Source organism: Natrinema altunense, from assembly GCF_000731985.1.
GTDB classification, from domain to species: Archaea; Halobacteriota; Halobacteria; order Halobacteriales; family Natrialbaceae; genus Natrinema; species Natrinema altunense.
In genome coordinates this window covers 1-12,594 of the sequence record NZ_JNCS01000016.1, presented here as the reverse complement: position 1 = coordinate 12,594, position 12,594 = coordinate 1, and the positions used below count along the sequence as shown (strand labels likewise).

Annotated in this window: 15 protein-coding genes; 6 read left to right on the top strand and 9 right to left on the bottom strand. The window is 65.1% G+C overall.

Annotated elements, in window-relative coordinates; all coding sequences use genetic code 11:
* Positions 1 to 160 precede the first annotated feature (160 nt).
* Positions 161 to 427 carry a hypothetical protein gene (locus ALTAJ2_RS17955; protein WP_007109766.1) on the top strand — a complete coding sequence of 89 codons (267 nt, stop codon included), beginning with the start codon at positions 161 to 163 and terminating at the stop codon, positions 425 to 427.
* Positions 428 to 572: 145 nt separating this feature from the next.
* Here ALTAJ2_RS17955 and ALTAJ2_RS17950 read toward each other — a convergent pair whose 3' ends face one another.
* The 4 genes from ALTAJ2_RS17950 to ALTAJ2_RS17935 all read right to left on the bottom strand — a co-directional run bounded on the left by ALTAJ2_RS17950 (position 573) and on the right by ALTAJ2_RS17935 (position 2,815).
* Positions 573 to 764 carry a 30S ribosomal protein S17e gene (locus ALTAJ2_RS17950; protein ID WP_006184283.1) on the bottom strand — a complete coding sequence of 64 codons (192 nt, stop codon included), beginning with the start codon at positions 762 to 764 and terminating at the stop codon, positions 573 to 575.
* 81 nt (positions 765 to 845) lie between these two features.
* Positions 846 to 1,475 (bottom strand): DUF447 domain-containing protein, encoded by a 630-nt coding sequence (locus tag ALTAJ2_RS17945; protein ID WP_007109767.1) that lies wholly within the window; start codon positions 1,473 to 1,475, stop codon positions 846 to 848.
* Positions 1,472 to 2,323 (bottom strand): triphosphoribosyl-dephospho-CoA synthase, encoded by an 852-nt coding sequence (locus ALTAJ2_RS17940; protein ID WP_007109768.1) that lies wholly within the window; start codon positions 2,321 to 2,323, stop codon positions 1,472 to 1,474. The genes ALTAJ2_RS17945 and ALTAJ2_RS17940 overlap by 4 nt, the downstream gene beginning before the upstream one ends.
* 84 nt (positions 2,324 to 2,407) lie before the next feature.
* The gene (locus ALTAJ2_RS17935) at positions 2,408 to 2,815 is read right to left on the bottom strand and encodes an SHOCT domain-containing protein (protein ID WP_007109769.1); all 408 of its coding nucleotides are present in this window, start codon (positions 2,813 to 2,815) and stop codon (positions 2,408 to 2,410) included.
* A 118-nt stretch (positions 2,816 to 2,933) separates the two neighbouring features.
* Here ALTAJ2_RS17935 and ALTAJ2_RS17930 point away from each other — a divergent pair, with 118 nt between their 5' ends.
* The 3 genes from ALTAJ2_RS17930 to ALTAJ2_RS17920 all read left to right on the top strand — a co-directional run bounded on the left by ALTAJ2_RS17930 (position 2,934) and on the right by ALTAJ2_RS17920 (position 5,929).
* Positions 2,934 to 3,278, top strand: coding sequence for a cupin domain-containing protein (locus ALTAJ2_RS17930; protein WP_007109770.1), 345 nt, complete (start codon positions 2,934 to 2,936; stop codon positions 3,276 to 3,278).
* A gap of 203 nt (positions 3,279 to 3,481) precedes the next feature.
* Complete coding sequence (locus ALTAJ2_RS17925) at positions 3,482 to 4,873, top strand: NAD(P)/FAD-dependent oxidoreductase (RefSeq protein WP_007109771.1); 1,392 nt, start codon at positions 3,482 to 3,484, stop codon at positions 4,871 to 4,873.
* A 147-nt stretch (positions 4,874 to 5,020) separates the two neighbouring features.
* Positions 5,021 to 5,929, top strand: coding sequence for a cytochrome c oxidase subunit 3 (locus ALTAJ2_RS17920; protein ID WP_007109772.1), 909 nt, complete (start codon positions 5,021 to 5,023; stop codon positions 5,927 to 5,929).
* Between the two features lie 39 nt (positions 5,930 to 5,968).
* Here the strand turns inward: ALTAJ2_RS17920 and ALTAJ2_RS17915 are convergent, their stop codons facing one another.
* The gene (locus ALTAJ2_RS17915) at positions 5,969 to 6,160 is read right to left on the bottom strand and encodes a hypothetical protein (RefSeq protein WP_049900510.1); all 192 of its coding nucleotides are present in this window, start codon (positions 6,158 to 6,160) and stop codon (positions 5,969 to 5,971) included.
* Positions 6,161 to 6,264: 104 nt separating this feature from the next.
* Positions 6,265 to 6,666 carry a hypothetical protein gene (locus ALTAJ2_RS17910; protein WP_049900513.1) on the bottom strand — a complete coding sequence of 134 codons (402 nt, stop codon included), beginning with the start codon at positions 6,664 to 6,666 and terminating at the stop codon, positions 6,265 to 6,267.
* Between the two features lie 210 nt (positions 6,667 to 6,876).
* Between ALTAJ2_RS17910 and ALTAJ2_RS17905 the strand changes: the two genes are divergently transcribed.
* Positions 6,877 to 7,779 carry a manganese catalase family protein gene (locus ALTAJ2_RS17905; RefSeq protein WP_007109775.1) on the top strand — a complete coding sequence of 301 codons (903 nt, stop codon included), beginning with the start codon at positions 6,877 to 6,879 and terminating at the stop codon, positions 7,777 to 7,779.
* 60 nt (positions 7,780 to 7,839) lie between these two features.
* On the opposite strand, the gene ALTAJ2_RS17900 is transcribed toward ALTAJ2_RS17905, so the two are convergent.
* Positions 7,840 to 8,424 carry a hypothetical protein gene (locus tag ALTAJ2_RS17900; RefSeq protein ID WP_007109776.1) on the bottom strand — a complete coding sequence of 195 codons (585 nt, stop codon included), beginning with the start codon at positions 8,422 to 8,424 and terminating at the stop codon, positions 7,840 to 7,842.
* A 2-nt stretch (positions 8,425 to 8,426) separates the two neighbouring features.
* The gene (locus ALTAJ2_RS17895; protein ID WP_007109777.1) at positions 8,427 to 10,709 is read right to left on the bottom strand and encodes a DUF6789 family protein; all 2,283 of its coding nucleotides are present in this window, start codon (positions 10,707 to 10,709) and stop codon (positions 8,427 to 8,429) included.
* A 219-nt stretch (positions 10,710 to 10,928) separates the two neighbouring features.
* Between ALTAJ2_RS17895 and coxB the strand changes: the two genes are divergently transcribed.
* Positions 10,929 to 11,720, top strand: a complete 792-nt coding sequence (gene coxB / locus ALTAJ2_RS17890) for a cytochrome c oxidase subunit II (RefSeq protein ID WP_007109778.1) — start codon at positions 10,929 to 10,931, stop codon at positions 11,718 to 11,720.
* Positions 11,721 to 12,062: 342 nt separating this feature from the next.
* On the opposite strand, the gene ALTAJ2_RS17885 is transcribed toward coxB, so the two are convergent.
* On the bottom strand, positions 12,063 to 12,594 hold a 532-nt coding region (locus ALTAJ2_RS17885), incomplete at its 5' end, for a DUF7344 domain-containing protein (RefSeq protein WP_239647757.1).

Here is a 12,594-nt window from a genome sequence, read left to right as displayed (position 1 = left end):
GTGTCAATGATCGGAATCACGCGGCCGGCGTCGGGTCCGCGTGCGACCGGTAGCCGGCCGTCGCGAGCGCTGTGAACGGATAGAAGATATTAAGAAACGGGAGCGCCAGTTTTCGACCGATGCATTATCGACAGGATCGACTCGAGGCCGCCGACGAGAGGTGGTCCCGATGACGAGTTCGACCGCGAACACCAGCGACCGAGGACTGTTGGACACCCGCTTTAGTATCGGCGCGGCGGCCATCGCGGCCGTCGCGGCACTGCTGGGCGTCGCCTTCGCGTGGACGGGCTACAACGGCGGGATGCTCCCGGTACTCGGCCTGGAACTGAGCATTCTGACCGGCATGATCGGGCTCCTGTTCGGATTCGGGATCGCGACCGTCGCGTTCGTCGCCGCGGTCTACATGGAACCCGGTTTCGACCAGTAAGGCGGGTATCGAGTCGGACTGTTCTCCGCGCTCTCGACCGGGAAGCGCTCCGCTCTATCGGCGAAGCCCCGGCTCTCGAATCGGCCGATCGACTCCGGGTGGTTGCTCGGCGTCGGGGTAACTCGCTCGAGGTGAAAAGATCGACTTACGCGGGAACTTCTGCGCCTTTCTTTCGCGTTACGTAGCCCGCGATGCGGTTGCGGACGCCCTTGGACTCGACGTTCGTGAGCTTCGTGACGCTCTCTTTGTTCTGCTCGAAATCGGTCGTGAACGCCTCCGGGTACCGTTCCAGGAGGAGGTTCCCGGTCTTCTTGACGTAGGCCGGTTTGATTGCCATGTAGGGTGGTTCCGTCTAGAGGCTCTTAATCCCTTTCTCTTTGCCGCTTCGAGAAATCGATTCGTCGGCCCGTCGTGTCGGTTACCACGACGACCGCTCGCGGACGCGCTCGATGGCCTCGCGTTCGCGTGGCCCGCCGGCGCGGTCGACGACCGACGCACAGTACGCGAGGCGGTCCCGAAGTTCGGTCTCGTCGTAGCCGGAGACGGACAGTCGCGACGCGGCGACGGTCGCCTCGACGACGGCTCCGAACCCGCGATCGATCGTAGGCACGGTTTCCCGCTCGGTCGTTGCCTCGAGCGGGCGAAGCGCCCAGTCCTCCCAGTCAGTGTCGCCCTCGCGACCGCTCTCGATCCGGTCGACGGCGACGCGCACCCAGGCGGTCGCGGACGCCAGAACCGGTTCCTCGCGCTCGACGATCGACAGAGCGGCCTCTGCGAAGTCGACGGGGTCGTCGACGAACTGAACGTAGCCCGTCCCCTGCCGGTGGAAGTTCCGGCGGGTGCGGGTGTTGCCCCACGTTCGGGCGGTGACGGGGTCACCAGCGTGGAGGCCGAGCGCAGCGGCGTTCCACAGCCCGTTGGGTCCCAGCGTGGTCACGATCGACTCGGTGACACCCGAGAGTTCGACGGGCCACTCCGCGAGGTCCGCCCGGTCGTCCTCGCGCCCGGTCACTGTGTCGTCGGTCGCGGCCTCTCGCTCGTCGGTCATACGTCGACCGCCCCGCGCTCGAGCGCGATGAACAGCCCGGCTGCGGTAACGTCGGCCGTCGTTCCCGGGTTGATCCCGCGATCGACGAGATCGTCGGCGAAGGAGTCGACAGCTTCGGGGTCCGTCTCGAGGGCGTCCGCGTCATGTAGGGTCGCGGCGCGGTCGGTCACCGCCCGTGCAGTCGCCTCGTCGTGGCGCGTCGCGACGAGCGTATCGGGTCGCTCGGCGAGCAGCGAGAGGAAGACGGCCGCGGTCCGGTTCGATATCGGGCCGTCGGCCGCGGCGAGTCGCTCGGCCGCCGCGAACGAACGGTCGAACCCGCGGACCCACTCGCGAGCGACGTCGTCGCCGGGAACGCTCCGGTCCATCACGTCGAAGAGCGTCACCCCGCGGGCTTCGACGGCTGGGACCGCGTCCGCGCCGCGGCGCACGTCGAGGGCCGCCATGTCGTCGGGCGGGTCGCCGACGGCGACGTCGACGTGCTCGAACGCGCGGTAGAACGACGCCGCGTCGTCGACGGTCGTCCCCCGAGCGACGGACTCGGCGACGGGCCGTGAGAGATCCTCGCGGGCGGCCCGCACTAACGGGACGAGCAACAGAAGCGCGCCGAACTGCGTGTTTCCCCCCTCTTGAGCGGCCATCTTCTCGACGGCCCGCTCGAACGCCGGCCCGACCGCCGCGCCGTCGGCTGCCATCTCGAGCCCCTCACGGGCCCCTACCGCGCCGGCCATGAAGTGGGCGAACCGCAGGTCCGCAAGGTCCCGATGGCGGTCGACGTTCCCCGGTTTGGGCGTCGCCGCAACCTCGAGGAGCAACGCCAGTTGTGCGTTCCCTGCCGTCGATCGCATATACGTCCCACTGTGTGCCGCCGCGGTTTAGCAGTTGTCGTGGCGCGGTCCCGGTGGCGTCTCGAGGCGGGCCGGCGGGTCGAGTCACTCGACCAGGCGTTCCCTCTCGTCCGCCGATCGCGATTGCCGTTCGGTCTCGAGCAGTCGGTCGAGTCGGCGTTCGAACTCGTCGTCGCTGATTTCACCCGCTGCGTACCGTCGCCGCAGGGTTTCGACCGGGCGTTCGTCGGACTCGTCCGGCGTCCCGGTCTCGTGTGGACTCGCCTCGGGACCGGCGGAGGCGGCCTGTCGAACGACGCCGCGCGTCAACTGGCCGGCGACGGTCAGGGTTACAACGCCCATCAGAAGGAACAGAAGTCCCGCAGCGGCGTTGTCGGCCAATCCGAGGAGTCCGAGCACCAGCGTCGGAACCCCGATCACCGAGGCGATGATCGCGACGAGGGTTCGGCCCACGGGGCTCGCAGGGGCATAGCGGTGGACCAGATCGTACATCGTTCGTTTGCTGTTCGTGTCGGAACAAAAACGCACGGGGATCGTGCTTCCGCCGTCGAGCGATGGAGGAGGAGTCGTCGTCCCGTCGATTTAAGTTTCGAAACGCGAAGTACCGATCATGGGCTACGATACCGTCGCCAAGACCGACCCGGAATCAGTCATCGACGAGGAGTGGGGCGGCATGTGGTTTCTCAAGGACGGTCTCGGCACCGAGGAACTGGGCATCTCGGTCCTCGAACTCGAGCCGGACGGGAAGGGCATGGAACACGACGAGACCGACTCCGGCCAAGAGGAGGTGTACTACGTCGTCGCGGGGACGATCGACATCGAACTGAGCGACGCCGACGAAACCGTGACGCTCGAGGCTGACGAGGCGATTCGACTCGACGCGACGGAAACCAGGCAGATCCACAACCGGAGCGACGAACGCGCGAAACTCGTGTTGGTCGGCGCACCGCTGTGAACGGGTGGGCTTTCGCCTCGCTACCGCTGTCATCGGCCGTCGCCCTGAGCCGTTTTCGGAGGCCACGGTCCGTTTCGGTCGAGCATCGCTCACCGCGACACAGGGAGGGGCGCTCCACCGCAGTTACCGATCCGGACCGTGACGCCGAGCGCCGAAAATACACCTCGCAGTTTTTATAATGACCCAATGAGTCCAAACGGCGTATGGAACGCGTAGACGTCGCGATCGTCGGCGGAGGCCCCGCTGGTGCGTCAGCGGCCGAACGGGCCGCCGCTCACGGCGCAAAGACGGTCCTCTTCGAGCAGGGGGTCCCGCGGGAGGACCGCGAGGGACCGGGGCCGGATTCGACCGACGCCGCCGGCATGCTCGACTACTGGATCGACATCATGGGCTTCGACTACCGGGACATCCCCGACGAGGTCATCCACCGGGAACTCGAGGCGACCGAGTTCGTCGGTCCGAACAGCGACGTCGAACTGACGTCGACCGGGATGCCGGCCAGCTATCCGAACTTCGGGTATACCTTCCACCGCGCGCGTATGGACGACTGGCTCTACGACCGCGCCGTCGACGCGGGCGCGGACCTGCGCGTCGGAACCGGCGTCTCTGACCTCGAGACCGACCTGCGGGCCGCGAGTCCGAAGGGGCCGACCCACACCCTGACGCTCTCGAACGGGGAGCAACTCGAGGCCCAGTACGTCGTCCTCGCGGACGGCCCTCAGCGACGGATCACGCTCGACGCGCTCGATCAGTTCACGGCCCCCGGCCGGAGCGTCTCCGATCACCTCTCGCCGCCGGAGGCCAACCACATCGCCTATCAGGAGTACCGGGAGTTCCCGCCCGAACTGTTCGAGGAGTTCGAGGATCGACTGCTGTTCTGGTGGGGACACATGCCCGGCGAGACCGCGTATCCGTGGATCTTCCCGAACGACGGCACCGTCGCCCGCGTCGGGCTGACGATGCCCATCGGCATGCGCCTCGAAGACGTCGAGGACCCCGGATCCTACAAGCTCCTGCGGCCCGACGACGAGGGGATTCCCTCGGGCGCGGAGTACATCAGCCGCCTCCTGGAGCAGGAGTTCGGCGACGAGTACGACATCGAGGAGGACATCCCGCGCGTCGAGGACCGCGGCAAGTCGAAGGGGACCGAAACCTATCCGATCTCCTCGACGCGACCGATCGAGTCCCCCGTCGGCGCGAACATCGCCGTCGCCGGCGGCGCGATGGGTACCACGTCCGCCTTCCACGAGGGCGGCTATCACGTCGCCGTCCGTACCGGCAAGATCGCCGGACGGCTCGCCGCGACGGATTCCATCGCGAACTACAACGACGTCTGGAAACGCGCGATCGGCGACGAGATCCTGCGCAACGTCGCCTTCGCCGATATCGTCGCCGACTACGGGCCCGACGACTGGGATCGGGTGTTCGACACCATCAACGACATGCAGGGCACCGGCTCGAGCGACGGTCTCGTGAACAAAACGTACTCCGCCGGCCTCGGCGCGGCGAAGATCATGGCGGCGTACAAGCGCCGGAAGTTCAACTATCGCGACGGCGACTACGTCCAGCTCTCGGCGGACGACTACTTCTACTGAGTCGACCGGTTCGTCGGCCCGTCCGACCATCCGCGCTCTCTCGCGCTCGCGGAACGGCGATCGCGTTTCGATCGAAACTCGTCGCATGATGACGGCACCGCCCGTACGCAGTGGTCCTTTTTCCGGCCCCGCGTGGAAGGCGGCCCTATGGACTCCGGTGGACGTTCCGAACCCTTCGACGAGCGCCCCCCTCGAGCCGACGGGTCCGGCCACCGCGTTCCCGAGGGACAGGCCCCCGAGGAGTACGGCGACCACCGCGGTCGCGGCGATCACGACGAACACGATCACCGCAGTCGCTGGCCGCTCGTCGCCGCCGCGGGAGCGGCCGGCCTCTACGGCGGGGCCGCGGTCTCCATTCTCGGGACTGAAACCGGTCTCGTCCCGCCGCTGCTCGGCGTCGGCCTCGCCGCCGCCGGAACGATCGTCCTGCTAGCCGGTGTCGCGGGCTGGGTCGACCAGGCGTTTCTGGCACCCGCCCGCGACGAACGCGGACCGCGAACGTCCCGGGCATCGTACGTCTCGACGACGCTGCTCTTCCTCACGACTGACGTTTCGACGTTCGGCGCACTGTTTATCTATTACTTCGTCGTCCGAATCGGGGCCTGGCCGCCGGCGGAACTCCCGCCGCTGCTCGGCTCGCTCGTGATCGTCAACACCGGCATCCTGGTCGCCAGCAGCGTCACCTTCCACTACGCCCACAGGGCGCTCGAGCGCGAGAACCAACGGCGATTCCTCGGGCTGCTCGGAACGACGCTCGCGCTCGGCCTGGTATTCCTCGCCGGGCAGGCCTACGAGTACTACGAGTTCGTCGCTCACGACGGGTTCACCCTCACGAGCGGGCTCTTCGGGACCGCCTTCTTCGGACTGACCGGACTCCACGGGCTCCACGTCGCGTTGGGCATCGGTGGCATCGCCGTGCTCTGCTGGCGGGCGATCCGCGGTCACTACGGTCCGGATCGCGATACGTCGATCACGACCGTCTCCCTGTACTGGCACTTCGTCGACGCCGTCTGGCTCTTCCTCGTCGTCGTCCTCTACGTCGGCGCGTCGGTGTAGGGGGCCGCCCGATTGCGATCGCCGCCGGAAAACCGGGACTCACGGTATCTCGTCGTGGTCGAGATCCGTCTCGAGGACTTTCAGCGTCGGTGTATCGCAGTCACAGAAATGCGACTGACCGAGGGGCTGGAGACTCCCGTCGGGCCAGATCTGAACGATGCCGATCGTCCCGCAACCGTCGCACTCGGCCGCCGCTCGCTGTTTCTCGTCGTTCGTTCCCACTGGAGTCACCTCTAGGACTGGGCCGTACCACAGCCACCGAGGAAAAACCCCGGTCCGATCGGCAGCCACCAGTCCGCACGGTGCGAGCGTTTCGGCTCTCCCCCCGTGCGTGGTTATTCGAAGGCGACGGTAACGAACCGTCGCCCGGCGGACTCGGATGTCCCTCGAACGACCCGGAACTCGAGCGACCGGTCCGACTCGAGGGTGACGTCGGACTCGGTGAAGAGGAACGCACGGTACGACGGCGCGTGATCGGAGGCGATCACGCTGGTTCGATGGGCATCCTCGAATCGCTCCGGTTGCCAGTTGAGCGTCGACTCGAGGACGGTGACGGGGCTGTCCGGTACGAACTGGTCGGAACGAACGCCGCCGTAGTCGACCGCCCCAGCATCGGACTCGGTCGAGTCCGATTCCGAATCGGCGCTTGCCATGGAGAGGCCTAACAGCGTTCCCGTCGAGACTGCACCGTACGTGACGAACGTGCGTCGTAATGGCGACCATCGAGCCTCACTCATGCGCTGCTTCCCCACCACCGGTGCCGGTATAATAGTTTACCATGACGACACAATGTTCGGCGATCGGCGTTTCGATCGTCGATATCGAACGTCTCAGCGTTCCGTTCGCCAGATCTGAACGTTTCCTATTGAACTTATACAGGTCGGAGGAAATATCACTGTCAATCGTAACAGTGGTTTATCCGACTGGCTGTGGGCAGGAACGAGTGGATGTTCTTCCAAGAACCGGAACTCCAATACGAGGTCACCGTCGAACAACCCGATCCGCACTTCGCGAAACTCCTCCAGCAAGCGATCGGCGGCCAGGAAGGCGAGATGCGAGTCGCCATGCAGTACATGTTCCAGGCCTGGGCGCTGCCCGAGGAGTACGAGGAGTATCGGACCCTGCTGATGGAGACCGCGGCCGAGGAACTCGGCCACATCGAGATGCTCGCGACCGCAGTCACCAAGAACCTGCGTGGCTCCTCCGCGGAAATGGACGACGACGCTCGGGAGACGGCGGCCGCCGCGGCGTCGATGACCGGCCAGAACCCGCGGCAGTTCCTCTCGGCCGGCCAGTCGGCGATGCCGGTCGACAGCAACGGCGTCCCGTTCACCGGCGGCTACATCGCCGCGTCGGGCAACCTCGCCGGCGACCTCTACGCGAACGTGATGGCCGAGGCGACCGGCCGCACCCTCGCGACGCGGCTCTGGGAGTACACCGACGACCCCGGCATGAAGGACATGCTCTCTTACCTCATCGCTCGAGACACGATGCACCAAAACCAGTGGTTACAGGCCCTGGAGACGCTTGACGACCCGGTCCCGGTGCCCGCGAGCTTCCCGCAAGACCAGGAGAACCAGGACTTCAACTACACGTTCGTCTCGACGAGGCGCGAAACACAACCGAACCCCGAGTACCCGTGGACCCAGGGGGAGACACCGGACGGCAACGGCCAGTTCTCCTACGCCGCCGAGCAGTCGGGTGACGGCAACGTCGTCGCCCCGGATCCGGACCCCATGACGAACAACGACCCGAACAGGGTCGCCCAGTCGGCTCGGTCGGCCGACTCGACCGACGCCGAAGCGAACTCGCCCTCCGAGTCGGCCGACGCCGCGGACTCGAGCGAATAAGCGCGACGCCGTCGCATCGTGTCGTCGCCAGCCGCGGTCGCGCTGCCTGCAAGCGGCCGCTCAGTCCGTTCGATCGCGTTGCATCCGCTCCTCGAAGCCCGCCATTTTCCGGTATATCGGGGGCGTCAAGACGCCGATTACCCCGATAAGGATCGCGATCGCACCGATCGGAAACAGCAGCGGTGCAACCTCGAGACAGGAGTTCCGGGACGCGATCCGGACGTAGTAGCGGTCCCCTTCGTACTCGACGACCGCTCCCTCGAGCAGCGTCTCCCTGTTTTCCATCTCGCCGTCGACCGTCGCCTCCCGTAGCGGGCTGTCGATCGCCTCCTCGAGGGCCGCTCGCTCGGCCGGCGAGAGTGTCGCGGCTGGCAGTGTCCCGACGGTCTCCGGTGGGGTTTCACCCTCGGCGACCGGGTCGACCGTAATACTGGGGTCCCCACAGAGCCCGATCCCGTCCTGAATCACGACGTAGCCGCCGGTGATCGACAGGGGAATGCCGGCGGCGATCAGGAGGACCCCCAAAAAAGGCGCGGCGTAGGTCAACACCAGCGACTCGGACGACGCCGTCGGCTCGATCGGCCCCGTTTCGTCGGTCGCGGGCGGCTCGGTCGAATCGGACGACGTGTCGTCGCCGGCGTTCATCGCTACTCACCCTCCCCGGTCGACGGACGGCGTTGCCGGCCGCCGAGAGTCGCGATCGTGCCGGCGAGCCCGAGTCCGTAGCTCCAGTGGCCGAGCAGGACGAACAGCAGGTACGCGACCAACTGCAGGCCGGGCTGCCCGGTGTAGAAGGCGAGTGCGAACCCCGAGGCGATGACCGTCGCATACCACAGCCCCGTGACGAGCGTGAGCGTCCCGGGCAGGTACTCGCCTAGCGACAGGAACAGGAGCGGCCAGACCGTCATTCCACCGGCGACGAAGAGCGCGTATCCGAGCCCGAGGTTCGCCGGCAACCCGACGAACGTCGCGAGGGTCGCGAACGACTCGAGCTCGAATACGCCGAGTACAACTGCCAGAAGCAGGACGGCCGTCATCAGCATCGTCCCGACGAACCCACCGACCGCGCCGATCCCGGCGTCGTTCGCGACGGTTCGGGCCACCGGCTTGATCCGGCCGTAGATCGACAGCGGCCGCTCACCCTGCGCCGGCACGTACGACGGACGGACGTCCTCGGGCTCGCTCGGGGGCACGCCGCGCTCGCGCTCGAGGCGGTCCTCGAACCACTGCCACTCCGGCGTGAACTGCTCGGTCGCCTTGAGCTCCCAGGGGTCGGCGGTCTCGATCGGCGTCCCCCGAACGGACGACCAGAGCATATTATAAAGCCACATGAGGACGCTGAGTCCGATGATGAACGACCCGACGGTCGCGACGACCTGCAGCCCCGAGTACCCCGGCGGGTACGTCGCATACCGACGGGGAAGCTCGAGGAAGCCGAGCGCCATCAGCGTCGTGAACGTGAGCGCGGAGCCGACGACGAGCAGCGACGACTGGAAGATCGCGAGCCGACGGTCGTACATCCGGCCGGTGAGCATGGGGAACCAGTAGTAGCTGGCGGCGAACATCATCAGCGGGATGATCCCCATGAGGATGAGATGGAAGTGACCGACGACGTAGTAAGTCCCGTGATAGATGACATCGACGGGGATCACGGCCAGGAAGATGCCGGTGACGCCGCCGACGATGAACAGGCCGATCGAGCCGATACAGAGGATCGTCGGCGCGGCGAGTCTGACATCACCGTTCCACATGGTGGTGATCCAGTTGAACACCTTGATCGCGCTCGGGACGGCGATGGCGATCGAGGTTGCCATAAAACTCGCTCGGACGCGTGGATCGATGCCAGTCACGAACATGTGGTGAGCCCAGACGCCGAACGAGAGGACGGCGATGGCGATCGTCGAGTAGACGATGAACTTGAATCCGAACAGCTTCCGGCCGACGAACTTCGGCAGGATGAGGCTCATCAATCCGGTCGCTGGCAGGAAAATGATGTACACCTCGGGATGCCCCCAGAACCAGAGGAGATGCTGCCAGAGGACGGGACCGCCCCCCTCAACCGCGAAGAACGTCGTCCCGAAGTTCCGATCGAACAGCAACATGAGCAAGGCAGTCCCGAGCAACGGGAACGCAAAGATGATGATCGCACTCGTGACGAGCATGTTCCACGAGAAGATGTCGAGGTTCGCCCAACCGATCGACTCGTCGCGCTCGTAGACGACCGTCGTGATGAAGTTGATCGCACCGATCGTGGTAGCGATGCCACTCAGGTGGAGGCCGAGCAAGAGGAAGTTCGTCTGCGGATTCGGTGCCAGCGATAAGGGCGGATACATCGTCCATCCGATCGCCGGCTCCTGAAACGCCAACAGGACCGAGAGCCAGTCCGTCGGCACGACGACTGCGAGCACCGCACCCGTCACTTCGGCCACGATCCCCAGCCGAGCAAGCAAGAGCGACGGCGGCAACAACCAGAACCCGACGGCGTTGAGCCGCGGAAACGCCATGTCGTCGGCCCCGATCAACAGCGGGAGAAAGTAGTTCCCGATCCCGAAGAACACCGGCGTAACGAAGAAAATCAGCATCGTCAGCCCGTGCATCGTGAACAGTTCGTTGTACGTCTGTTCCGTCCAGATGTTCGCTTCGGGCGTCAACAAATGCGTCCGCATCATCATCGCGTCGATCCCGCCCCAGATCGCCGCGACGGTCCCGAACGCGATGTAGAGCATGCCGATCTCCCGATGGTTCGTCGTCGTCGCCCAGCGGACCGCGGCCGCCTTTGCGTCCCCGAGTCCGAACCGGAACCGCCGCTCGGCCGCGTAGCCCCCATCCGGCGACGCCTCGGCCCGAACGCGCTGCGCATAGAGGACGACCAACAGACAACTGACGACGATGACACCGAACAGCGACACCTCCGCGAGCGCACGGTTCATCGTCTCCCGTCACCCCTCGCTACTCGACCGTGCCGCTCGTCACCGTACATAGCGGTGGCCTCACCATCGTCCTCAATAAAGGTGGACCGGCATCTCCGTGAGTATCGCCGTCCGTGACAGGTCCGCCGTCGCTCCCTGTCGCCCCCGATCAGTAGCGGAGCCTGACAGTCCGCCGATTCGTGAACGCCGTATATTACGCCGGTCGTCGAATGCCCGCCAATGGGTAGCCGTCGACGCGCGATCGTCACACTCCTCGTCGGGGCGTGCACGAGTTGCCTCGCGCTGACGGGGTCGGCCGCTGCACAGTCGACCAATCGCGACCTCATCGACTCCCTCGAGTACCAACTACTCTACGTTGCCCTCCCGCTCACCCTGTTCGTCCTCGTCATCTTGATTTATGCAGCCGTCAAATTTCACGACAACGACGATCCCGAACCGACCACGGAAGATCCCGCTCTCGAGATTACCTGGACCGTCGCGACGGCGATCATCCTGCTCTTCGTCGGCCTTTCCGGCTATAGCGTCCTCGTCAATCCCTACGTGTCGCCCTCCCAGGCACTCGAGGGCGACGACCGCAGTCAGGAAGGGTTCGACTCGTTCGACGACCTCCCCGAAACCGACGACAAGGAGGTACACGTCCGCGGCTACCAGTGGGAATGGCAAGCGACCTACCCGGGATCGAACGTCACGACCGAAAACGAACTCGTGCTCCCTGCCGATCGAAACGTCACCGTCTGGCTCACCAGTGCCGACGTCGTCCACTCGCTGTTCGTCCCCGATCTGGGCATCAAACAGGACGCCTTCCCCGGCGAATACACCCGCTCTCGGACCATCGTCTCCGAACCGGGCCGCTACAACGCGGTCTGTTCCGAATTCTGCGGCGCAGGCCACTCGCGGATGGACGCCACGGTCGTCGTCGTCGAACAAGCCACCTACGATCACTGGCTCGCCGAAAACGAGGACACCGTCACCGACGCACCGGAGCCCGGGCGAGACAGTCCCAGTCTGTAAGAGTTAAACCGGACACCAGCCTAGAAACACTGCGTGCCTTTAGTCCCCGTCCGAGCGAACCCATTCGGGTGCGATGACAGTACGGCGAACCCAGGCACGCGACAGTCGTTTCGGGGACCTCCCACGAGTTCCCCCCGCCCGGCACGAGGGTTAGCCAGCCGACGCGGCACGCCGCCACGGGATGAGGCTGGACGTTAGTGTTCCGGGCGACATTTTCCGATGCGGTGACCCCGACTCTCGAGGCGACAGAGCTGACCGTACAGATCGACCGCGAACGCGGAGTACTGTTTCCAGGTTCGTGAATAGTTGCTGGCTCCTTCCTCGACCAATACGACGAGCCGATCAGCTGTCGTTGGAAGTCGATTCCGTTACTGGATCGGTAAAGAGAACTGACTCGGTCGGATGATCACGAGCTAGATCGACCGGCTCGGCATCTCGCGCATGCTCGATGGTCGCTTGCAGTCTCTCGAAGTTCCGTCCAGTAACGAGATCATCACTTCGTGGATCAGACGCGATGATCTCGTGATCTGCGAGTCGAGGGAGGTAAATATCTCTCAGTGATGTTGTTACCCTCTCAGCTTCGTCTGCCGTGACTTGCTCAATCGCCTTGGTCTGTTCTGCGGCGGCGATCCGAAGCGCCAATCGGTCGACGTTCGTCGGTTCGCTGTCCACGAGATCGTACAAAACGTATCGACGACGGGACGCGGAAAGGAGGTGATAAATAGTGTCGAGGTCGGGGGTTGACCATGTGGTCATAATCCGGTGTTCCAGGGACAACTGGTTAAGTTCCGCTCCAAAAAGGTTCGGTATCAAAATTGCCACAGTCTGGTGATTGACTGTTTCGAATTGCGTATCGTATCGCTCCGGAAGCGAT

Bases quoted from the DNA above. Each gene is read 5' to 3' on its own strand.
- ALTAJ2_RS17950 (WP_006184283.1), bottom strand. From the start codon at position 764: ATGGCAATCAAACCGGCCTACGTCAAGAAGACCGGGAACCTCCTCCTG.
- ALTAJ2_RS17945 (WP_007109767.1), bottom strand. From the start codon at position 1,475: ATGACCGACGAGCGAGAGGCCGCGACCGACGACACAGTGACCGGGCGC.
- ALTAJ2_RS17940 (WP_007109768.1), bottom strand. From the start codon at position 2,323: ATGCGATCGACGGCAGGGAACGCACAACTGGCGTTGCTCCTCGAGGTT.
- ALTAJ2_RS17935 (WP_007109769.1), bottom strand. From the start codon at position 2,815: ATGTACGATCTGGTCCACCGCTATGCCCCTGCGAGCCCCGTGGGCCGA.
- ALTAJ2_RS17930 (WP_007109770.1), top strand. From the start codon at position 2,934: ATGGGCTACGATACCGTCGCCAAGACCGACCCGGAATCAGTCATCGAC.
- ALTAJ2_RS17925 (WP_007109771.1), top strand. From the start codon at position 3,482: ATGGAACGCGTAGACGTCGCGATCGTCGGCGGAGGCCCCGCTGGTGCG.
- ALTAJ2_RS17920 (WP_007109772.1), top strand. From the start codon at position 5,021: ATGGACTCCGGTGGACGTTCCGAACCCTTCGACGAGCGCCCCCCTCGA.
- ALTAJ2_RS17910 (WP_049900513.1), bottom strand. From the start codon at position 6,666: ATGAGTGAGGCTCGATGGTCGCCATTACGACGCACGTTCGTCACGTAC.
- ALTAJ2_RS17905 (WP_007109775.1), top strand. From the start codon at position 6,877: ATGTTCTTCCAAGAACCGGAACTCCAATACGAGGTCACCGTCGAACAA.
- ALTAJ2_RS17900 (WP_007109776.1), bottom strand. From the start codon at position 8,424: ATGAACGCCGGCGACGACACGTCGTCCGATTCGACCGAGCCGCCCGCG.
- ALTAJ2_RS17895 (WP_007109777.1), bottom strand. From the start codon at position 10,709: ATGAACCGTGCGCTCGCGGAGGTGTCGCTGTTCGGTGTCATCGTCGTC.
- coxB (WP_007109778.1), top strand. From the start codon at position 10,929: ATGGGTAGCCGTCGACGCGCGATCGTCACACTCCTCGTCGGGGCGTGC.